Origin of the sequence: Streptomyces mutabilis, from assembly GCF_046628145.1 — a bacterium.
Classification (GTDB): domain Bacteria; phylum Actinomycetota; class Actinomycetes; order Streptomycetales; family Streptomycetaceae; genus Streptomyces; species Streptomyces mutabilis.
Window position 1 is genome coordinate 35,776 of sequence record NZ_CP176874.1, and the last position, 22,384, is coordinate 58,159.

Consider the following 22,384-nt stretch of genomic DNA (forward strand, 5'->3'; position numbering starts at 1 on the left):
GACCACCACCACGGCGGCCCGGCTGTCCTCCCCGCCGACGCGAGGGTGTTCCGAAGCCGTCCCCGGTCTCCGGGTCGTAGTGCACGTCCTCCCCGCCGACGCGGGGGTGTTCCGGCCGTGCCCAACCCGCACGGTCCGGCTCTTCCGTCCTCCCCGCCAACGGGGGGTGTTCCGTCGTCGAGCGGACCGAACGGTCACGCGCACGGTCCTCCCCGCCGACGCGGGGTGTTCCGCCGGGCCTGCCGAGCCACCGCACATCCGCACGGTCCCCCCGCCGAAGCAGGGGTGTTCCGTAGAGGGTAAAGGCCACCTTGTTGGGGAGGCCGTCCTCCCCGCCGACGCGGGAGTGTTCCGTTCGCCCGCCCGTTGCCGATGATGGTTCCGGCGTCCTCCCCGCCGACGCGGGGGTGTTCCGAAGGACCGCCCCGGCCTCTACCGCGTGGACGGGTCTTCCCCGCCGACGCGGGGGTGTTCCGCTCGAGCGGGAGACGCCGGCCATCTCGGCAGCGTCCTCCCCGCCAGACGCGGGGGTGTTCCGCCGGAGTCCACGGACACGTAGGTGCAGCCGGTGTCCTCCCCGCCGACGCGGGGGTGTTCCGTCGTCGCGGGCGGTCAAGGCCGTACAGGACTTGTCCTCCCCGCCGACGCGGGGGTGTTCCGCTGTAGCGGAGCTGGACGCTGGTGCCGTCGGTGTCCTCCCCGCCGAACGCGGGGGTGTTCCGTGCTCGTGCGCGGCCAGTGACGACAACCCGCAGTCCTCCCCGCCGACGTGGGGATGTTCCGCCGAAGACCGGACGGCCGGCGGGCAAGCGTCGGTCCTCCCCGCCGACGTGGGGGTGTTCCGTACCCGCGGTAGTCTCCGGCGTCGGTGATGCCGTCCTCCCCGCCGACGTGGGGGTGTTCCGCTCCTCGCCGCCTACGACCAGAACCAGGCCGCGTCCTCCCCGCCGACGTGGGGGTGTTCCGCGGTAGCCCTTCACGAAGTCGGTGACGGTCAGGGTCCTCCCCGCCAACGTGGGGATGTTCCGGCGTCGTCTTCTGCGCTTCTACTACCGGTACCGTCCTCCCCGCCGACGTGGGAGTGTTCCGGTCAGCGCATCGGACACGTCCGCCATGCATCAGTCCTCCCCGCCGACGTGGGGGTGATCCGGCGCCTGCGTTGTCGCCACCCTGTCGTGTCGAGTCCTCCCCGCCGACGCGGGGGTGCTCCGTCGGGGCCGGTGTAGTCGCCGTGCTGCTGCGGGTCCTCCCCGCCGACGCGGAGGTCTTCCGTTCGGGGGTGGGTCGCTGATGCCGCACCTTCGGTCCTCCCCGCTGACGCGGAAGTGTTCCGTCGGCGTACGTGTTACCGGTGATGCCGATCCGGTCCTCCCCGCCGACGCGGGGGTGTTCCGGTGGTCGGCGCCGTACTCCTTGCGGTGCCCGCGTCCTCCCCGCCGACGCGGGGGTGTTCCGCTGTAGCCCTCCGGGCACGACGGCCCGGCAGGGTCCTCCCCGCCGACGCGGGAGTGTTCCGAGGTCGAGGACGGCCGGCCAGGCCCAGGCGCGGTCCTCCCCGCCGACACGAGGGTGTTCCGGTCGCGACGTTGCTGGTGCCGATGTCGTAGGCGTGCTCCCCGCCGACGCGGGGGTGTTCCGCACGTCGTCGACCCGCTGCTGAAGAACTTCCCGTCCTCCCCGCCGACGCGGGGGTGCTCCGCCTCCGGGGGTGATGTTGTGCGTGAACTCCTGGTCCTCCCTGCCGACGCGGGGGTGCTCCGATCCTCGGACGCGAGCCGGTCTACCTGCTCGGGTCCTCCCCGCCGACGCGAGGGTGTTCCACGACCAGGCCCCGGAGGACGGGGCGACGATCGGTCCTCCCCGCCGACGCGGGGGTGTTCCGTACTGCTCCTCCCATTCGACGCCCGTCAGGTCGTCCTCCCCGCCGACGCGGGGGTGTTCCGCGAGATGGGGGTCGTCGACCAGGTTCCCGCACGTCCTCCCCGCCGACGCGGGGGTGTTCCGTCCGCCAGGTTCGTGGCGATCAGGGTCTTGTCGTCCTCCCCGCCGACGCGGGGGTGTTCCGGCGGCGGGCCGGTTCATCACGGCCATGGGCCGGTCCTCCCCGCCGACGCGGGGGTGCTCCGTCCACCGCCAGCCTCACCTTCGCCCGCGCCTGGTCCTCCCCGCCAACGCGGGGGTGTTCCGTGGCTTGAGGACGTGACCGGCCTCGTTGAGGAGTCCTCCCCGCCGACGCGGGGGTGTTCCGGCGGCACCGCGGCGCGTGCGTCCGATGACCCGGTCCTCCCCGCCGACGCGGGGGTGTTCCGGAACACGCCCGCGCCCTCGAGGGAGGGACTCGGTCCTCCCCGCCGACGCGGAGGTGTTCCGGTCTCGCCGCCATCGGGGTACGGGGTGTCACCGGTCCTCCCCGCCGACGCGGGGGTGTTCCGCCCTCCTCGATCCCGATGCGGGAGACCCGAGAGTCCTCCCCGCCGACGCGGGGGTGCTCCGCCCTCGTTCAGAATCCGGGCCTGCGGGTACAGGCGCTCCCGCCGACGCGGGGATGTTCCCGGGTCCGCGCCGGTGCGCGGCACAGGTGCAAAGTCTTCCCTGCCGACGCGGGGGTGTTCCGCTGGGGAACGGCCGGGCGACCTGTGCGTGCACGTCCTCCCCACCGACGCGGGGGGTATGCCGGTCCGCAAACGGTCGATCTCGTACGACGCGGAGTCCTCCCCGCCTACGCAGGGGTGTTCCGAACCCGACCGGTCCGGCGCTGCTCCTGTCACGGTCCTCCCCGCCGACGCGGGGGTGCTCCGACGGTGGGGAGCACGATGTACAGGAACGCCAAGTTGCCGGCCAACACCGGGATGCTCCGATCAGACAGGATGGTGCTCGTGGCCGACGCTGGTCCTCCCCGCCGACGCGGGGGTGCTCCGATGTCCGTCTCCGGGTTCTCGACGTTGCCGAGGTCCTCCCCGCCGACGCGGGGGTGTTCCGTACCTGCTCTCACGCATCGTCAGGTGTGGACGGTCCTCCCCGCCGACGCGTGGGTGTTCCGTACTCCGTCTGAACGTCAGTGTGGTTGCTGTCGTCCTCCCCGCCGACGCGGGGGTGTTCCGTGGGCCGAGGAACAGAAGAGGTGACGACGTGGGTCCTCCCCGCCGACGCGGGGGTGTTCCGCGAGTCGACCTCAGACGGCCGTTCCCTCGTGGGTCCTCCCCGCCGACGCGGGGGTGTTTCGAAGCAGGCCTGAGCCGACAGCACGGCCCAGGCGTCCTCCCCGCCGAGGGGGTGTTCCGCCAGGCGCAGGTTCGCGGACGGCACGATCCACGTCCTCCCCGCCGACGCGGGAGTGTTCCGAGCCCTCCTAACGGCCTGAGGGGTCGTCTCGTGTCCTCCCCGCCGACGCGGGGGTGTTCCGGCCGCACCGCCTCCGGTGACCTGGCGCCGCTCGTCCCTCCCCGCCGACGCGGGGGTGTTCCGCCTCGGGCCGCCCATTCCCTGGCGATGCTCCTGTCCTCCCCGCCGACGCGGGGGTGTTCCGTCTTGGCGGAAGTCGTCTTACGGGCAGCAGTCGTCCTCCCCGCCGACGCGGGGTGTTCCGTCGGATGTGTTCGCGGACCGGCGTTGCATGTCGTCCTCCCCGCCGACGCGGGGGTGTTCCGATAGGGGGCGAGGACGCCACCGCAGCGATCGCGTCCTCCCCGCCGACGCGGGGGTGTTCCGGTACGGCCGTCGATCGACTTACAGGGGCCGCAGTCCTCCCCGCCGACGCGGGGGTGTTCCGGTACGGCCGTCGATCGACTTACAGGGGCCGCAGTCCTCCCCGCCGACGCGGGGGTGTTCCGGAACGATGATCACTAGAGTGTGATCGGGTGCCGTCCTCCCCGCCGACGCGGGGGTGTTCCGTACAACAACGCCGACCCGGTGCAGCCGGGCGCGTCCTCCCCTCCGACGCGGGGGTGTTCCGCCATATACCGACCCGTCTCGCGGCTTCCGCCCGTCCTCCCCGCCGACGCGGGGGTGTTCCGACGGTCGCGGCGATCGCGATGTGGCTGTGGCGGTCCTCCCCGCCGACGCGGGGGTGTTCCGCTGACCATCGCTCTGGATCGTCGGGTGGAGGAGTCCTCCCCGCCGACGCGGGAGTGTTCCGATCGTGCCGCAGGTGATGAGGAAGACGACGACGTCCTCCCCGCCGACGCGGGGGTGTTCCGGCGGTCCACCGCATTTCGCTGGTGCCGGACGGGTCTTCCCCGCCGACGCGGGGGTGTTCCGCAGCTGCTCGCCGCCGCCGGGAGCAGGACGACGTCCTCCCCGCCTACGCGGGGGTGTTCCGCCCGCCATCCACGACGCCGAGGCCCACGTCGTGTCCTCCCCGCCAACGCGGGGGTGTTCCGGCGGCGTGCGGCCTCGTCCTCGCGGACCGGATGTTCCTCCCCGCCGACGCGGAGGTGTTCCGTTCGGGGGTGGGTCGCTGATGCCGCACCTTCGGTCCTCCCCGCCGACGCGGGGGTGTGCCGTTGTAGCCGACGCCGGCCCAGCCCTGGCCCAGGTCCTCCCCGCCGACGCGGGGGTGTTCCGCCCGACACGCAGTACAGGGACGCGGAACTGACGTCCTCCCCGTCGACGCGGGGGTGTTCCGGGGATGCAGGAGCTGACGAACGGTTCGCCGCGTCCTCCCCGCCGACGCGGGGGTGTTCCGTGGATCACCTTCCGGGCCGTTCCTGTGTTCGAGTCCTCCCCGCCGACACGGGGTGTTCCGTACGGGCGGGCCCCGGTGACGTGCAGGGCCCAGTCCTCCCCGCCGACGCGGGGGTGTTCCGGCCTCTCCACCAGCTGGACCCTGGCCCGGCTCGTCCTCCCCGCCGACGCGGGGGTGTTCCGGTGCTCGCGTGGGTCACCCCGGACAAGCACCAGTCCTCCCCGCCGACGCGGGGGTGTTCCGCAGCTCGGTCTCCGGATCGGCCTCGCGGTCGAGTCCTCCCCGCCGACGCGGGGGTGTTCCGATCGCCGCCGCGTTCGACCCGCCCCTGACGTTGTCCTCCCCGCCGACGCGGGGGTGTTCCGATGGTGCCGACCTGCACCAGCCCTTCCGAGCCGTCCTCCCCGCCGACGCGGGGGTGTTCCGCCGCTGGCCAGCTTCGTGGGCGAGGCGGTGATGTCCTCCCCGCCGACGCGGGGGTGTTCCGACGAACTCGAGCGGGTCGCCGCCCAGGACGCCGTCCTCCCCGCCGACGCGGGGGTGTTCCGTTCATGGGCAGCATGTGGTGCTCGCAGAGCGCGTCCTCCCCGCCGACGCGGGGGTGTTCCGCTGCGCTGGGTCGCGCTGACGGAACTGGACGAGTCTCCCCGCCGACGCGGGGGTGTTCCGTATCAGCCCGTCTCCGCGATAAGGCTGAGGGTGCCCTCCCCGCCGACGCGGGGGTGTTCCGGTTACGCGCGGCGCGCTGCCCCGAACAACCTGTCGTTTCCACCGATGCCGTGTGTTCCGCTGCGGACCACGTGGCACGGCCTGGACGTCGTTCCTGTCGATGTGGTGCTGGGAAGGCTGGCGCCCTATGGCCCTGCCTTGCCGGTCTAATGCTTCAGACCTCGATGTATGCGACGACGACCACGGTGCGCAGTGCTGTGACCCAGTACAGGAGGCGTACGTGTTCGATCTCGTCGGTGTACTGGTGCAGGTGGGGGTTGGTGGCGTCGCCGGGCAGGGGTTCGCCGATGTCGGGGTCGACGGAGATGACGACCAGGGCGCGGTCCAGGGCGTGGAGTTTCCCCATGTGGGCGTGATGCAAGTCACACCCTCGTATGGGTGATGCGCCGCGCTGACGACCGCGTTTTTTAGGTCGATTTGTCGGGGATTCACACGTGCATAAATCCAACTCGGCACGGCCGCCGTGATGCGGCGCCGGACTTTACACGCACCCTCTGACAATCACATCCCCGAAGGGCACGTTTCTTCATACGCCGGCGCTGTCCCGTGCGGGCCTCAGCCTGGACGGGACGTGCTGCGCCTGCCGGCCTCTTCCTCTACGAGCAGGACTCCGTGCCATGTCATCGGCGTCGATCCCAGCGACCCGAGGATGCCGCCAGCCCCGCGGCCGTGAACGCGCCTCCGTCCACGGGTGCCCGAACTTCAAGGGCGTGAGCAGCTGCGGTGACGGGCGCCCACGTCCGGGCACTTCCTGGGCCGCCCGTCGCCCCCACCCGCCCGCCACCGGGGCCAGGCGATCGCTGCTCGACCAGCTGCACGCCCTTGTCCTTCGCAGCCAGAGCCCCGGGGCCGGCTCGTTCCGCGGAGCAGCCACGGTCGCGTCGAGGGGAGGCGGTATGACCATTGCACTCACACGGGCGGCGCACTCGGCGAACCGCCGATAGCGCCCCTCCCCCGGCCGCTATCAACAGCTCATGCTCACCTCAGTGCTGCGCGGTCTGGCCGCCGCCTCCCTCGCCGTCCTGTCCGTCACCGCGTCCACGCCTGCGGCCCACGCCGCGGAGACGCTTCCTGTCGCGGAAGCGGTCACGCACCTGCCGGTCGATGCCGAGTCCCGCGACGGTTACGACCGTGATGCCTTCCGCCACTGGAACCGCGGGGAGGATCCGGCCGACGGCTGCTCGACCCGCAACGAAGTCCTCATCACCGAGGCTGTCGAGCCGCCCACGGTGGGGCCCGGGTGCCGGCTGTCGAGCGGGCGCTGGTGGTCCTACTACGACCAGACATGGGTGACCTCGGCCTCCGGACTGGACATCGACCACATGGTGCCGCTCGCGGAAAGCTGGGACAGCGGTGCATCGGCATGGACGGCCGAGCGGCGTGAGGCGTACGCCAACGACCAGAGCGCGCAGGCGTCGCTGGTGGCGGTCACGGCACGGTCGAACCGGTCCAAGGCCGACCAGGACCCGGCCCAGTGGCTGCCGCCGGCCGCCGAGGTGCACTGCCGGTACGTCGCCGAGTGGGTGGCCACGAAGCTGCGCTGGAGCCTGACGGCGGACGAGACAGAGGTCGCGGCGCTGCGGGAGGCGGCGGACGGCTGCCCGGAGCAGAGCGTGACCTACGAGCCCGCCGCGTAGCGTCCTTCCCGCCGCGGGCGGCGGGGGCGGGAATCGGAGCCGGCCGCCTGGCAGACGCCCGGCGGCCGGCTCCTTCGCGCGGGCGGCTCGGTCAGCCGTGGTAGGTGATGTAGCCGTTGCCGTCCCTGTCGTTGGCCTTCTTCGAGTAGGCGTGGACGTCGGCGCGGGCGCCGCCGGGCTTGTAGAGGTAGATGGTGTCCTTGTCGTTGTTCCAGATGAAGTTGCAGTTCTGGCGGTAGGCGACGTTGCCCGCGTCGGAGTCGGTGCCGCGGCCGCCGCGCAGGCTGACCTGGTCGCCGGGCTGCAGGGTGTGGTTCTTGGTGAAGGTGAAGGAGTTGCCGGCGGCGTCCTTGACCTTGTAGCCCTTCAGGTTCACCGTCGCCGTCTTCGAGTAGTTCTTGATCGTCAGGTACTCGTTCTTCGTGTTGCCGCCCGAGCACTTGTTGGAGTCCCGGCCCGGAGCGTCGTACTGCACGCCCTTGATCTTCAGGGCCGACGAGTACTCGGCCGCCTGCGCCGGAACAGCACCGGCCAGGCCGAGCGCGGCAACGGCCGCCGTGGTCGCAGCAGCGGTCACAGTGCGCCTGATGCGCATGAGGAATCCCCCCTCAGTGGTGCGAATGGAGCGCACGGAGCCTACCGGACGTGACCACAGAGTGTTGGTCAAGTGAAGGAAATGTGCTCGCGTTTCCGGCGGGCTCGGGCCTGCGTCGGCCTGCCGGGGACCCGCAGGGGTGAATACGAAGCGGGAAGAGAACTGCCGGCCACAGCGGGGCGTCGTGCCGGTCATGGAAGCGATCAACGATGTGCACGTGTCCGAGCCCGGCCTGGTCGTGGTCGACGTCGCCGCAGCCGACGACGAGACCGCGTTCGCCTTCCACACGGCGCTGGCCGCCCAGTGGGCGACGACCTCGGTGGAACGCACCACACGCGAGGCCGGACAACCAGGCGTCCGACTGCGCTGCTACCTCGACCTGCGCCAGCCCATCACCGCACCAGGCCACTCCGACAGCTGAGGACCGGTCCGCACCCAACCCGCGACAGGCGAGCCACGCCAAAGGTCCACGCGAGAAAGGGCGTCTACCGGACGAGTGGCGCCTTGCCGACATGCGAGAGCCCCGACCGCTGCGGGAGCAGGGCCAGGGCTGCGCAAGTAGTTACAGGTCCTGGACGGCGCGCAGGGCGGCGTCCACCCGGGCCATGTCCGCGGCATCGACGGGGCCGAGGAGCTTGGCGCCGTCGAACCGGTCGATGCGCAGCTGTGCGATGTTGACGGCGACGGCGGTGCACGGGAGTGGGTCGCCGATGACGACGGACATGGCGGTGTCGGGGTACCGGCCGCTGTCGTGCAGCACGATCACGAGGACCGCGCCGTAGGCCTCTTCGAGGCCGGTCAGGCTGATGATCAGGACGTTGCGGCCGTCAGGGAGCGACCAGATTTCCCCACGGTTCACAGGGTGTCGCCCTCACCCGCCAGGTCATCGCCGAGGCCGAGCGCGGCCAGCTGCTTCGCGGCATCGAGGGTGGCGGCGCGGCGGGCTGCGCGCACGACGTACGCGTTCACGCTCAGGCCGGCCTCGGACGCGGCGGCCCGGATCGAGGGGGCTATGTCGTCCGGAACGCGCAGGGTCATCGTGGTGACAGACATGGTTGCAGGATAGCCACCGGATTGTGGTGGCGTAAGAGGTCATCTCGTTTGGTTCTCCGGGCGACTGGGAGAGCGCCTGCGGCTGCCGGGGCGTGCAGGGTCACATACCGCGGTCCGGCCCGCTCCACGGCTCCGGCCGTTCGTCAAGCGGTCATCGGAAGTCGGCGCAGCTGTACCGGGCCGGGGTAGAAGGCGGAGGTATTGGGGCCAGCCATGTCTTCGCCGATGAGGTAGCGGTAGAGCCATTCTGCGAAGCTCATTTCGAACCGATCCCAGCCGCCTTCGCCGTCTTCAACCAGGAGCCCAGGGGCCGCATCGTCCGCAGCCGTAAGGAACAGCGTCTCGCCTCGGTCGGTGCTCGCGATCGGCCACAGCCCGTTGCGGGTGCCGAAGCTCAACTCCGTGAGACCGAACAGCAGGCGAGGGTCCTCGTCCGGGTCGAGGTCGTCCCAGGAGACCTCGGACCAAGCGCGGATCGTGTCCCGTATCTCCTGGCCCAGATTCCAGCGTTCGGTCGCGGGGTGGTGCAGGTACACGTGGCCGTTGAGCTGGATGGGAGCGTATGCGTCCACGAGGGTCTGATAGTCGGCCGGCAGCCGGATGCCGAGTTCTGCGTGGAGCCGGTCCCAGGCGGAGGGGTCCGCGTAACGGTTCTGGGCCGGGCCGAGCATCGCCATGGCGGCGGCCAGGTAGTCGGTCATGGCGTTCCTCGCTGGCTTGTGTCGTCTTTGCGACAGGATCATCCCAGCTCGGAGGTCTCGATCAGGCTGCCAGCCTGCGGTAACAGATCAGGGCGGCGGCGATGCCGGCGAAGGCCAGGAAGTGTTCGGCCTTGCGCTCGTAGCGGCGGTGCAGACGGCGGCACCCGGACAGCCATGCCACCGTGCGCTCCACGGTCCAACGGTGACGGCCGAGGCGTTGGGAGGATTCGATGCCCCTGCGGGCGATGCGCGGTGTGATGTTGCGTGAGCGGAGCCACGTGCGCAGTCGGTCGAAGTCGTAGCCTTTGTCGCCGTGCAGCTTGGCTGGTCGACGGCGGCGCGGCCCGCGGCGGGAGCGGATGGGTGGGATGCCCCGCACCAAGGGTTCCAGACCCTGGCTGTCGTGGGTGTTCGCAGCCGAGATCCCGATGGAGAGGGGCAGACCGGTCCGCTCCGTGATCAAGTGGATCTTGGATCCCTTCTTGCCGCGATCTACGGGATTCGGACCCGTCAGGTCCCCCCTTTGAGGGCCCGCATGTTCACCGAGTCGATGGCGCACCGTGACCAGTCCAGTCCGCCGCGTGCACCGAGCTCGTCCAGGACCAGGCGGTGCAGCTTGCTCCACACTCGGGCCCGGCTCCACTCGGTGAAGCGGCGGTGCGCGGTCGGCCCGGACGGGCCGAATCCCGGCGGAAGTTGTCGCCACGTGCAGCCAGTCGTGGCCACGAACACGATGGCAGCCAGCACCTGTCGGTCCCCATACCGGCGTCGTCCCCCACCTTGTGGGCGCACCGGCGCTGCCGGAACCACTCGCTGGAACAATTCCCACAACCCGTCCGGCACCAGCCGCTCCACCATGGACATCACGCCGGTCAGCCTAGTGATCAAGCCAATTGAGATGATCTCTAAGTGAGCGTTTGATTCTGATATTGGATGGTTCAGGGGGAATTCCAGGAGCCGTTTGAGAGCTCAGCGAAGCGATTCGCCGGAAACACGGCTTATGCAGCAATCAGTGAAGCAGTAATGCGCCGGTTTCCTTCCAAGAGCTCCTGTCTCATTCAGAAACCTACCGGTTCACGCCGAGTTGAGAGCGCACGCCCTCCGCAACCAGCACCCCCGCACACGCCCTGCCCAAGCCAGCCGCCGCCACGTACGCAGACCTTATGCAGCCCTCACGGCCCTACCCCAGCGACCTGTCCGACGCCCGCTGGGAACTCATCCGCCCCACCCTCGAAGCCTGGCGCCAGGCCCGCAACGGTATCCGCAAACCCACCCACGACCTGCGCGCCCTCATGAACGCCATCCTCTACGTCGACCGCACCGGCATTCCCTGGCGCTACCTGCCCCACGACTTCCCACCCCACCAGACCGTCTACGGCTACTTCGCCCGCTGGGAAGCCGACGGCATCTTCGACCAGCTCACCGGCCTGCTACGCGGCAAAGTCCGCCAGGTCGAAGGCCGCACCAGCGAACCCAGCGCCTGCCTGATCGACAGCCAGAGCATCAAAACCTCCGCCACCGTCCCCCTGACCAGCCAAGGCGTCGACCCGGCCAAGAAGATCATCGGACGCAAGCGGCACATCGTCACCGACACCCTCGGCCTCCTCCTGGCCGTCACCGTCACCGCCGCCAGCGTCCACGACTCCGCGGCCGGCACTCAGCTCCTGACCAAGGTCGCCGCACTCCACCCGACCTCACCAAAGCCTGGGCCGACAACGGCTACAAGACCAAAGCCGTCGAACACGCCGCCCACCTCGGAATCGACCTCGAGATCGTCCAACGCGACCCCACCACCCGCGGCTTCCACGTCCAACCCCGCCGCTGGGTCGTCGAACGCACCCTCGGCTGGCTCATGCACCACCGCCGCCTGGCCCGCGACTACGAAACCCACCCCCACCGATCCGCAGCCATGATCCAACTCGCCGCCATCAACCTCATGACGCGCCGCCTCACCCACGAAGCCACCCACAACTGGCGCGACAGCTAATCCAAATGAAACAGACAACCGAGAATCAAACGCTCACTAAGGCGCCACAGATTTCGTCGTCCACCGGCCTCGTTGGCGAAGTGGATACAGCGTGCAGGAGCCGAAGAACACGGCGAGCCGAGCGAACTCCTTCGGATGCGGCTTGGGCGTTGCGACACCGTTCCAGCCCGCCTTCAGCGAGTCAGAGCAGGTCACCCGACCCCGCGATAATCCCTTATGGGAGTTTCAAGCACGTAAGACATTATGTGTGAGCTTTACGCCCGTTAAGTTCACGTGTACATGATCACGATGTAGTCACGTGACTCTGTGAGTATCTTGTGTAAGGAAGTGAAGATCGCTTAAAACTAGCTCCTCTTGGTTGGTCTCTATGGGGGGCATCTGTGCGTCCAGCACGTCCGATTGTTCTTGCTGTCGCCTTCGTGCTGGCGGTCCTGACCGGTACTGAGCAAGCCGCTCTGGCGGTGGATCAATGGATCGGTGACGAGCGTGCTGGCGTCGGTTCCCCTGATCAGCGGTGGGGTTCAGCTGAGGGGCGTGGTCACAGTGCCTCGGCGAATGCCACGGAGGCGACGGCGTCCGGGGGCCGTAGCGGTGCTCTTGCCGGGCACGGGGAACTGCCTACCGCTCGTGAGGCCGGCATCACCAGCCTCCCCACGGATGCGAAGGTGCCAGACCCGGCTCCGGCTGTGCCTACGGAGGCGCCTGTGACGCCCGAGGTGCGGGGTTTTGACGCCAAGCGGAGCAAGGAGGTGGCTTCTGCGCGCAAGGAGCAGGAGCGGACTTACCTCAATCCGGACGGCACTTACACCACCCGTTTCTACAACGAGCCAGTCAACTTCCGTATCGGTAGGGGGCACTGGCAGCCCATCGACACCACGTTGAAGCCGCATGACACCGCCGGGCCGAGCACGATGAGCGCGGGCGGAGAAGGCTGGGAAACCGCTGCGACCGAGGCGCCGATCGAGTTCGCGGGGACGGCTGACGCTGACCGAGTGGTCCGGATACGGGTCGGCGATGGCATGTCGGTCGCCTACGGGGTGAGCGATGCCCGTGCTGTTGCCGGACAGGCAGAGGGAAGTACGGTCACCTATCCCGACGCTCGGACCGGCTCGGACCTGGAGCTCATTGCCGGCGGTGACTCGGTCAAGGAGACACTTGTCCTCAAGGATGCGAGTGCGCCTACAACGTGGCGCTTCCCGCTGACGCTGGAGGGCCTGACTGCGACGATCGACGATCACGGTGGTGTCGTCTTCGCTGATGCCGATGGGAAGGTCCGTGCATGGACTCCGGCGGGTTGGATGCAGGATTCCAACCTGGCCCCGGACTCCAACGAGGGGGTGATCTCCTCTGGTGTCACCTACAGTCTGGAGGAGGAAGACGACCGTCAGGTGCTCGTCGTAACGCTGGACAAGGAGTGGCTTGCTTCTCCGGAGCGCGTCTTCCCTGTGCGGGTGGACCCCTCGGTGAAGTCCGTGGATGCCACCTCTGGCACGTACGTGGAGTACCCGTACAACCAGAACTTCGCGTCCGACACGGTGCTGAAGGTCGGCACGTACGACGGCGGGAGCCATAAGGCGGCCGCCTTCCTGAGGTTCAGCGGACTGGAGAGCACGCTGAAGAACGCGTGGGTGCTGGGCGCGAACCTGGCCATGTACAACACCTGGTCTCTTTCATGCTCGGCCCGTCCGGTGACGGTGCATCCGATCACTTCGAACTGGTCGGAGTCCACGACGGCGAAATACCCGGGCCCGTCGACGGGCGCGTCTCTGGCTTCGAAGAGTTTCGCTCACGGCTGGCGTCCTTCGGGTACGACGACCTGGTCGTGCGGGCCTGCCTGGGAGAGCATCAGACTCGGCTCGGCGGGCCGCAAGCTGGTCGACGACTGGACGCACGGTCGGAAGAAGAACTACGGCCTCGCCGTGAAGGCGTCCACGTCCGACTCCCGCGGTTGGAAGCAGTTCGGTTCGGACGACTACCCGAACGGCAAGCCGAGCCTGGACGTGACGTGGACGAAGTACGGCGCCACCTACCGACTCGGCGATTTCATCGCTCCGGTCACCGCTACCAGCGAGGGTGTCCAGAAGGTGACTGTCACCAACCAGGGACAGGAGACCTGGACCAAGGGCAGCAACTACAAGCTGCGCTACAACCTGTTCGACGCGGCAGGCAAGGAGATCACCGACTTCTCGAAGATCCGTTGGACACCTATGCCCCAGGACATCTCTCCTGGTGAGACGGTGACCCTGGATGCGAAGATCGCGCCCCTGGCACCGGCGACGTACATCGTGCAGTGGACCATGGACGTAGGCGGCGTCGGTACATTCGTCCGAGCCGGTGTACCCGGGCCCGCCGTGAAGATCGCTTCGGTAAACATTCCCCCTCAGCTGACGGCGGAATCGCCCGGCAGTGGCGTCACGGTCGACACATTGACGCCGACGCTGTGGGCCAAGGGCACGGATGCAGACCGCTATCCAAAGTCGACACTCCAGTACAGCTTCGAGGTCTGCGAGGTCGAGGGCAGCAACCTCCGCAAGAACTGCAAGACCGGCCCTCGCGTGAACGGGCAGCAGTGGGCCGTGCCTTCCGACTGGCTGTCGTGGGGCAAGTCATATGCCTGGTACGGCTACGCATACGACGGCGCCGCGACCTCTGCCCGCCCGGGCCCTGCGCTGCTGACGACCCAGGTCCCGCAACCTACCGTGACCAGCCACCTCGGAGGCTCGGACAGCGGCAAGGAGATCGGCACTCGCGCCGGCAACTACGTCACCGCAGCCACCGACGCGGCCATCACCACCGTCGGCCCCGAGCTGGCCGTCACCCGCATCTACAACTCCCTGGATCCGCGGCGAGACGGAGCCTTCGGCGAAGGCTGGTCCACGCGCTGGGACATGCGCATACGGCAAGAACCGGAAACAGCCACGGTGCTGATCACCCTCGCGGACGGCGCCCAGGTCCGCTTCGGAACGAACCCCGACGGAACATACGCCGGCCCTGCGGGCGGCGGAATCACTCTGACGCGGCAGCCTGAGGGCTGGACGATGCGGGAACGCTCCGGAGCCACCTACAACTTCCATACCAGCGGCGCACTGGAAACCGTGACCGACAGCGCCGGCCGCGTACAGCGCCTGACCCACCTCCCTGCGGACGGCGGCGAACTGCGCACAGTCACCGACATGATGTCCGGCCGCTCCTTGTCCTTCGCCTGGTCCGGCGACCACGTCAGTGCCGTGACGACCAGCGCCGTCGATGCTGACACCCCGGGCCTGACGTGGAAGTACACCTACGCGGGTGACCGGCTGACCCAGGTGTGCCCGCCCGCCTCGACCACCAAATGCACTCTTTACGAGTACGAAGACGGCTCGGTCTACCGCAGTGGGGTTCTGGACGCGGGGCCCGCCTCGTACTGGCGACTCGGCGAGCGCGAGGGCTCGGCCGCGACGAGCGAAGCAGTCTCGCGCACCGGTCAGGACAAGGCCGTCTACCGGGACGTACAGCTGGGCACCGACTCCGCCGTCGCCGGCACCACCGACACCTCAGTCGGGTTCGACGGCACGGACTCGGCGATCGAGCTGCCCTTCGACACCCTGAAGGGCGCCGCCTTCCCCGCCATCGAACTGTGGTTCAAAACCAGCACACCCTCAGGCGTCCTGGTGGGCTTCCAGGACGAGCAACTGGGAGACCAACCCCGCTCCTGGCGACCGGTGCTGAACATCGACGGAGCGGGAAAGCTCCGCGGCGAGTTCTATCTGGCAGGTGCCTCGGGCGCGACACCGATCGTATCGACGCAGCCCGTGACCGACGGACAGTGGCACCATGCCGTGCTGACCAGCGGTGCAACCAAACAAAGCCTCTTCCTGGACGGCGTCCAGGTCGGCTCACTGAACGGCCCCCTCATCGAGCAGGGCAGCGACTACGCCTACCTCGGCGCCGGCTACGCCAGTGTCGGCTGGAACGGCCTGGCCGCAGGTACCTACCTCTTCAAGGGCCAGATGGACGAGGTGGCTTTCTACAACCACCCGCTGGACCCTGCCACGATCAGCGACCACTATGCGGCCCGCACAGCCATCGGGCAGATGGACAAGGTCACGCTCCCGTCCGGCCGCGTGCACGCCACGGCCGCCTACGACCGGGACACCGGCCGGCTGACCGAGCACACTGACGACAACGGCGGCACATGGAAGGTTGCTGCCCCCACCTACTCGACCGCTTCCTCCTCCTACGCGGATGTGATCCAGCGCAGCGGCCCGACCGGGTACTGGCGTCTGGGCGAACGCAGCGGCGCTCAGGCCCTAAGTCCGCTGGGTGACGGCCTGCCCGGTAGCTACCTCGAGAACGTGCGGCTGGGCAGTGCAGGCATCTTCTCCGACGGTGACGACACTGCCGCAGCGTTCACCGGCGACGGGGCTGTCGAGGTACCCGTCGAGTCTTTGGGCACCAAGACGTCGATGTCGCTAGAGCTGTGGTTCAAGACCAGTGAGCCCGGTGGTGTGCTCGTCTCCAATCAGAACGCTGAATTCGGCGAGGCACCGGCCTCAGGCTGGACGCCGATGCTGCTCATCGATCCCGACGGCAAGTTGCGGGGACGGTTCTCCTTCGACGCCAACCCCCTGTTGTCGAGGGAAACTGTCACCGACAATGAGTGGCACCACGTACTGTTGACCGGCAACGAAGGCATACAGGCTCTCTTCCTGGACGGTGCGTATCAGAGCAGCACGACCACAGGCGTCGATACGACACGCTTCGCTCATGCCTTCGTCGGCGGTGGTTACTCGTCGCCCGGCTGGGACGGGCAGGAAGCCGGATACCGCAACTTCACCGGTCAGATCGATGAGGTCGCCTTCTACGACAAGCCGCTGGCCACCTTCCGAAAGTACCTGAGCCCCAAGGGCGTCGAAATGTGGCAGTACATCCCGTACGCCCAGATGGCTGGCTCCACGGACACAGCAAATCAACACATCCAGGCGCGCAGGGCTCTGGTCGAGGGGACAGGAAATCAGTACCGGGGCGTTGCCGTCGCGGACGCACCTGCCGCCTACTGGCGGCTGGGCGAAATCGAAGGAACCACTTTGCGCAGCGAGGTCGGCGGACCCGACATGGGCGCCACCTACCAACCGGACACCAGCAACTCCTCACAACTGGACGAGACTGGTGCGTTCGGGGCCGGAGATAACCGCGCTGTGCACCTCAGCAGTACTGGCCACATCGAGATATCCGGCTCACTCCCCGCCAGCAGCACCGAGCTGTCGGCCGAGCTGTGGTTCAGGACATCCAACCCGTCGGCTGTGCTGATGAGTTTCCAGAACGCTCCGATCGGCCAGACGCCCACCTCCTGGCATCCGGTATTGAACATCGACGGGGACGGCAAGCTCCGCGGAGAGTTCTTCGTCGCCGGCGGAGCAACACCGATTACTTCAGCGCAGCCTGTCACGGACGGGAAGTGGCACCACGCCGTACTCACGGCTGCCGGCACCACCCAGCACCTCTACCTGGACGGTGTCAAGGTCGGCTCTGCCAACGGTACTTTGGTAGACCAGTCCGCCCCGTATGCCTACATCGGCGCGGGTTACAGCAGCCCTGGCTGGATGGGCCAGCCCCGGGGCACCTACTACTTCGACGGTGCGATCGACGAGGTCGCCTTCTACCGCAGCTCCCTGTCCGCTGACCAGGTCTCGGCCCACTACCGGACACAGGCCGAGACAGCCTCGTCGGGCTTGACGGCCACGGTCTCAGTGACCGACCCGAAGGGGAAGACCAGCAGCACCAGCTACGACGCCCTACGCGGCCAGCGCATGGTCGCCCACAGGGACGAGACGGGCGCGGCCGTGTCGTACGCGTACGACACGGCCGGGAACCTGCACACGGTCACTGACCCCAACGGCCACACCACTGTCACCGGCCACGATGCACGCGGTAACGCCGTGTCGGCCACCAGCTGCCGCGACGCCGACTCGTGCTGGACGAGTTTCACCTCTTACTACCTCAACGCAGACGACCCGCTCGACCCGCGCAACGACAAGCCGCTGGTCTACCGGGACCAGCGCTCCAGTGACGCGAGGGACAGCCGTTACCGCACCCAGTACACGTACAACAGCCTGGGCCTGCCGACCACAGTGGTCAGGCCGGACAGCAGCACCGCCTCGACCACCTACACCACCGGTACGGAAGCCGCGGTCGGCGGCGGTACAGCTCCCGCCGGACTGGTACTGACCCAGACGACAGCGGGTGGGGCGAAGACGTCCTACCGCTACTTCGCAAGCGGCGATCTCGCGGAGGCCACCGCCCCCTCGGGGCTGGTCACGACCTACACCTACGACGGCCTCGGCCGCAAGACGTCCGAGACGCAGGTGTCCGACCCCTTCCCGAACGGCGTGAGCACGACCTACGGCTACGACGCGGCCTCGAACGTGGTCGCCGAGAGCGGCGTCGGCGTGAAGAACGAGATCACCGGCACCACCCACACCGCGAAGATCACCCGAAGCTACGACGAGGACGGCAACCTGCTGGCCGAGACAACGACGGACACCACCGGCTCCGACCCTGCCCGCACCACGACCTACCACTACGACGCGCACGGCCTCAACGACACGGTCACCGACGCCGAACAGAGCACCACCCGCTACGAGTACGACGAGCTCGGCCAGGCCGTCGGCATGACCGACGCGTCCGGCACCCACTTCACCTACAGCTACACACCACGCGGCCAGCACGCCACCACCGTCCTGGACGACTGGGCCGGCGATCCGTCCGGCATCGTCAGGGACCTGACCGTGGTGTCCAACGCCTACGACCCGGCCGGACGCCTGGCGTCCACGACGGACGCGATGGGCGCGACGACGGCGTACACGTACTTCGACGACGGACTGCCGGCCACAACCACGGCCCGACAGGTCACCCAGGGCGATGGCAGCAGACACGACATCCTGTTGGAGTCCAACACCTACGACCCTGCCGGGAACCTGACCAAGCAGGTCACCGGGGGCGGCATGACCACACAGACCTACACCGTCGATGCCCTGGGCCGCACCACGACCAGCGTCCTGGATCCCGGCGGCCTCAACCGCACCAGCACCTTCACCTACGACGGTGACGACCGCGTCAAGCAGGCCACACAGTCCGTCATCGGGGACAAGAAGGTCACCACGACCTCGGAATACGACACCGCAGGCAACCTGACCCAGCAGACCGTCACCGACGGCACCACCACCCACACCACGACCAGCACCTACGACGACCGCGGCCTGCCGCTGACCACGGTCAGCCCGCGCGGCAACGCCCCCGGCGCCGACCCCAGCCTCTTCACCACCAGCTACCGCTACGACGCACTGGGCCGCCTGGTGCAGGAAAGCGCGCCGCAAGTACAGGTCGAGGAGGACGGCACAGCGGCAACGACCGTCCGGCCAACCACGTTCACCGGCTACAACACCTTCGGCGAGGCCACCGAAACCAAGGACGCACGCGGCAACGTCACCCGCATCCAGGTCGACCTTCTCGGCCGCGCCACCGCCATAACCCTGCCTGACTACACCCCACCAGGCACGGCCACCGCCCTGACGGCCACCACCCGCACCACATACACCCCGCTCGGACAGCCGCAGACGGTCACCGACCCGCTGGGCCGCGTCACCCGCTACGGCTACGACCAGCTCGGCCAGCTCACCACCACCACGGACCCGGTGGCCAACGCCGCCGACGCCCTCGCCGCAGCCGAGACGGAGCCGGGCCTGCTCCTGGGCCCGTCCACGAGCGCCGAAGGCGGCGGCGTCACCCGCCACACCTGGACCCCGACCGGTCTCCAGCTCTCCACCACCGACCCGACCGGCGCCCGCACCGAGGCCACCTACGACGAGCTGGGCCGTCAGCTGACCGCCACCACCGTCGAGCGCTACCCCGCACCGCAGAACCTGACCACTCGCTACACCTGGGACGACGCCGGCAACCAGACCGCGTCGACCACCCCAGCCGGTGTCACCACCACCAGCACCTACAACCCCGCCGGCGAAGTCCTCTCCGTCACCGACCCGGCCGGCACCACCCGGTTCGGCTACGACGGCCTCGGCCGTCAGACCGAAACCACCGACGCCACCAACCGCCGTACCGCCACCACCTACGACACCCTCGGCAACCCCATCGCCGTAACCGACTACGGCACCGGCACCACGGCCCTGCGCACCCGGACCGCCGAGTTCGACGCCGACGGCAACCTCACGACGGCCGTCTCGCCGCAGACCAAGGCACGCAGCACCTACACCTACGACGCCCTCGGCCGTATGATCCAGCAGGTCGAACCCGTCTCCGACACCGCATCCATCACCACCACATTCGGCTACGACGCCGCAGGCAAACGCACCCGGCTGACCGACGGACGCGGCAACAAAACCGTCTACACGTTCAACAGCTGGGGCCTGCCCGAGTCCACCATCGAACCACCGACCACCGCACACCCTGACGCCGCAGACCGAACCTGGACCACCGTCTACGACAAGGCCGGCCAGGCTGTCACCGAACACCTTCCGGGCGGCGTCAAACGACAGAGCACCTACGACGGCCTCGGCCGCCTCATCCACGAGACCGGCACCGGAGCCGAGGCGACCACCGCGGACCGCACCCTGGGCTACGACCTCGCCGGCCGGCTGACCTCCGTCGGCGTCGCCGGCCCCCTCAGCCACAACACCTACACCTACAACGACCGCGGACAGCTCCTCACCGCGGACGGCCCCTCCGGAACGGTCAGCTACACCTACGACGCCGACGGCAACATGACCGAACGCACGGACGCCAAGAACACCACCAGCTACGGCTACGGCCCCGCCGGCCGGCTCGAGTGGCTGTGGAACGAAATGACCGGCGCCGACATCTGGTACTCCTGGGACGCCGCAGGCCGCCCCCTCATGGAGCAGTACGCCATCCAGCCCGAAGGCTCCACCGAGTGGACCGAGTCAGCCCGGCGCAGCTACGGCTACGACAGCCTCGGACGACTCACCGACGACATCGTCACCTCCCCCGACGAGCAGACCCAGATCACGGCCACCACCTACGCCTACGACCTAGACGACCAGCTCACCTGGAAGAACACCAGCGGCACCGCGGGAGCGGGAGAACACGTCTACGGCTACGACCAGGCCGGACGCATGTCCTACTGGACCCACGGCGACACCACTACCCACTACACGTGGGACGCCGCCGGAAACCGCACCAAAGCCGGCACCGCCACGGCCACCTACGACGCACGCAACCGCCTGCTGACCGACGGCTCCACCGCCTACGCCTACACACCACGCGGCACCCTCAGCACAGTCACCACGGGAACCACCGCACGGTCACTCACCTTCGACGCCTTCGAACGCAAAATCACCGACGGCACATCGACCTACACCTACGACTCCCTCGACCGCGTCGCCCAGCACGGAACCACCACCTTCCGCTACGACGGCGGCTCCAACAACCTCCTCGACGACGGCACCACCAACTACACCCGCACCCCCGCCGGTGCCCTGCTGGCCAGCAGCAACGACACCACCACGCAGTGGTCGCTCACCGACCAGCACACCGACCTCGTCGCCGGCCTGTCCACCGACGGCCTCCAGGTCACCGGCTCCACCGCCTACGGCCCCTTCGGCACCACCACCGCCACCGACGGCAACATGCCCGACCTCGGCTACCAATCCGGCTGGACCGACCCCGCCAACGGCAACGTCAACATGGCAGCCCGCTGGTACCAGCCCGGCACCGGCTCCTTCGCCTCCCGCGACACCTGGCAACTCGATCCTCGCCCTTCGGGCCATGCCAACCGGTACAGCTACGGCTTCGGTGGGCCGCTCTCAGGAACCGACCCCAGTGGTCATTGCTTCGGTCCGGTCCTCGTCATCTGCGCGGGAGCGGGAGCCGAAGCCCTTGGATGGGGCACCGTGGCTGGCATAGGCGGCGTGGGCCTCGGATGGGGCATCTGGGAATGGACGCACGCCGATTGGAGAACGACAACCGGCACGTACAGTCACTCCAACGTCTGGTCCAACTCCTGGGCTGGCTCAGCCGCCTCCTCCGTCGCAGCACAGGCCGATGCCCTCGCCGCGAATGCCTGGAGAGGCAGCTCAGCACTCGTGGACACCGGCACTGACCGCTACTTCCGCACACAGGGCTGCACCTATTCCTGCTCGAGCAGTGTCGTGTCAAGGGCACGATCCCACCGGGTTACCCCACCACGCCCGGTCATCGATCAGAACCCGAACAACGGGAAGAACCCCAAACCCGCTCCTGAGCGTCCCGCCCCCAAGCCCGACTGGGACCCCAAGGGCAGTGGCGGCTGGACCCCCGACGACGTCGTCAACATGGTCGTCACCGCGCTCCAGATGCTGGACTTGAACAGCAACGACCAGTACATGCCGCAATCCGCGCAATCTCGGGCTCCATCGCCATCTGGCGGAACGGGTAACACCCAGGGCACGGACGAGCGCGATGACCCGAACTGCACCACACACCTCGCAAAGACCCGGGTACAGCGCGGCATGGGCGGCATCGTCTGTTTCCGGGCCCCGAAGAACGCCACTCAGGATCAGATCGACGAACTCAAAGACCACATCGCGGCCCTCAACGCCATTCCCGGCTACTGGTCCCCGTCCGGCCGAGTCTCGCCGGGTGGCACGGATGTCATCGGCACGGACGGCAAGCCATCGAAGCTGGAGAAGGTGGCTGAGCAAATCAAGGCCAAGCACATACGCGAGGTCGAGGGAACCCCGTACGAGTACAATGGGAATGTCGCGGGCCACCTGCCCGACACCACTTGGTCCGGCAAAACGACCCCCTACTGCTGGCACCAGCAGGACGGTGATGTGAATTCCCGCGTCGGCTCGTACGCACAGAAATACGCTGTGGGGTATCGTCCGACGGGCTTTTACTACGCAGGCGTGAGCAAGGACCCCAGCACCTACACTACGCAGTACGTGACCGGCAAGGTCGCGAAGGGGCCACACAACATCTGCCGAATCAGCCGTCCATAGGAGG

General features: G+C 68.4%; 8 protein-coding genes, 2 pseudogenes and 3 CRISPR repeat arrays. Of the genes and pseudogenes, 4 read left to right on the forward strand and 6 right to left on the reverse strand.

The annotated features are described in order from the left end of the window. The first annotated feature begins 2,889 nt into the window (after window positions 1-2,889). A CRISPR array of direct repeats spans window positions 2,890-3,224; the repeat unit is 29 nt; unit sequence GTCCTCCCCGCCGACGCGGGGGTGTTCCG. A 394-nt stretch (window positions 3,225-3,618) separates the two neighbouring features. Further along, a CRISPR array of direct repeats spans window positions 3,619-4,685; the repeat unit is 29 nt; unit sequence GTCCTCCCCGCCGACGCGGGGGTGTTCCG. A gap of 91 nt (window positions 4,686-4,776) precedes the next feature. Next, a CRISPR array of direct repeats spans window positions 4,777-5,414; the repeat unit is 29 nt; unit sequence GTCCTCCCCGCCGACGCGGGGGTGTTCCG. 153 nt (window positions 5,415-5,567) lie between these two features. Then, window positions 5,568-5,753: pseudogene (locus ACLIN4_RS00150) on the reverse strand (hypothetical protein); the annotation flags it as partial. Window positions 5,754-6,387: 634 nt separating this feature from the next. Between ACLIN4_RS00150 and ACLIN4_RS00155 the strand changes: the two are divergent. Beyond that, complete coding sequence (locus ACLIN4_RS00155) at window positions 6,388-7,050, forward strand: HNH endonuclease family protein (RefSeq protein WP_411575318.1); 663 nt, start codon at window positions 6,388-6,390, stop codon at window positions 7,048-7,050. A 91-nt stretch (window positions 7,051-7,141) separates the two neighbouring features. Here ACLIN4_RS00155 and ACLIN4_RS00160 read toward each other — a convergent pair whose 3' ends face one another. Then, on the reverse strand, window positions 7,142-7,645 hold the full coding sequence (locus tag ACLIN4_RS00160) for a lamin tail domain-containing protein (protein WP_411575319.1): 504 nt from the start codon (window positions 7,643-7,645) through the stop codon (window positions 7,142-7,144). Window positions 7,646-7,838: 193 nt separating this feature from the next. Between ACLIN4_RS00160 and ACLIN4_RS00165 the strand changes: the two genes are divergently transcribed. Next, on the forward strand, window positions 7,839-8,066 hold the full coding sequence (locus ACLIN4_RS00165) for a DUF6207 family protein (protein WP_411575320.1): 228 nt from the start codon (window positions 7,839-7,841) through the stop codon (window positions 8,064-8,066). Window positions 8,067-8,207: 141 nt separating this feature from the next. On the opposite strand, the gene ACLIN4_RS00170 is transcribed toward ACLIN4_RS00165, so the two are convergent. The 4 genes from ACLIN4_RS00170 to ACLIN4_RS00185 form a co-directional block, all read right to left on the reverse strand. Further along, entirely contained in the window at window positions 8,208-8,504 is a 297-nt protein-coding gene (locus ACLIN4_RS00170; RefSeq protein ID WP_411575321.1) for a hypothetical protein, read from the reverse strand. Continuing rightward, window positions 8,501-8,698 carry a toxin-antitoxin system HicB family antitoxin gene (locus tag ACLIN4_RS00175; RefSeq protein WP_386328323.1) on the reverse strand — a complete coding sequence of 66 codons (198 nt, stop codon included), beginning with the start codon at window positions 8,696-8,698 and terminating at the stop codon, window positions 8,501-8,503. The genes ACLIN4_RS00170 and ACLIN4_RS00175 overlap by 4 nt, the downstream gene beginning before the upstream one ends. A gap of 143 nt (window positions 8,699-8,841) precedes the next feature. Then, window positions 8,842-9,399, reverse strand: coding sequence for an SMI1/KNR4 family protein (locus ACLIN4_RS00180; RefSeq protein WP_411575322.1), 558 nt, complete (start codon window positions 9,397-9,399; stop codon window positions 8,842-8,844). A gap of 61 nt (window positions 9,400-9,460) precedes the next feature. Then, window positions 9,461-10,257 (reverse strand): IS5 family transposase gene (locus ACLIN4_RS00185; protein WP_269959501.1). Its coding sequence is split into 2 segments (ribosomal slippage): window positions 9,461-9,924 and window positions 9,924-10,257, totalling 798 coding nucleotides; the frame shifts between segments, so codons are not numbered across the junction. A 305-nt stretch (window positions 10,258-10,562) separates the two neighbouring features. On the opposite strand from ACLIN4_RS00185, the pseudogene ACLIN4_RS00190 reads away from it, so the two are divergent. Together ACLIN4_RS00190 and ACLIN4_RS00195 are read left to right on the forward strand one after the other, a co-directional pair. After that, window positions 10,563-11,386: pseudogene (locus tag ACLIN4_RS00190) on the forward strand (IS5 family transposase). A 380-nt stretch (window positions 11,387-11,766) separates the two neighbouring features. Beyond that, the gene (locus ACLIN4_RS00195) at window positions 11,767-22,380 is read left to right on the forward strand and encodes a LamG-like jellyroll fold domain-containing protein (RefSeq protein ID WP_411575323.1); all 10,614 of its coding nucleotides are present in this window, start codon (window positions 11,767-11,769) and stop codon (window positions 22,378-22,380) included. Window positions 22,381-22,384 lie beyond the last annotated feature (4 nt).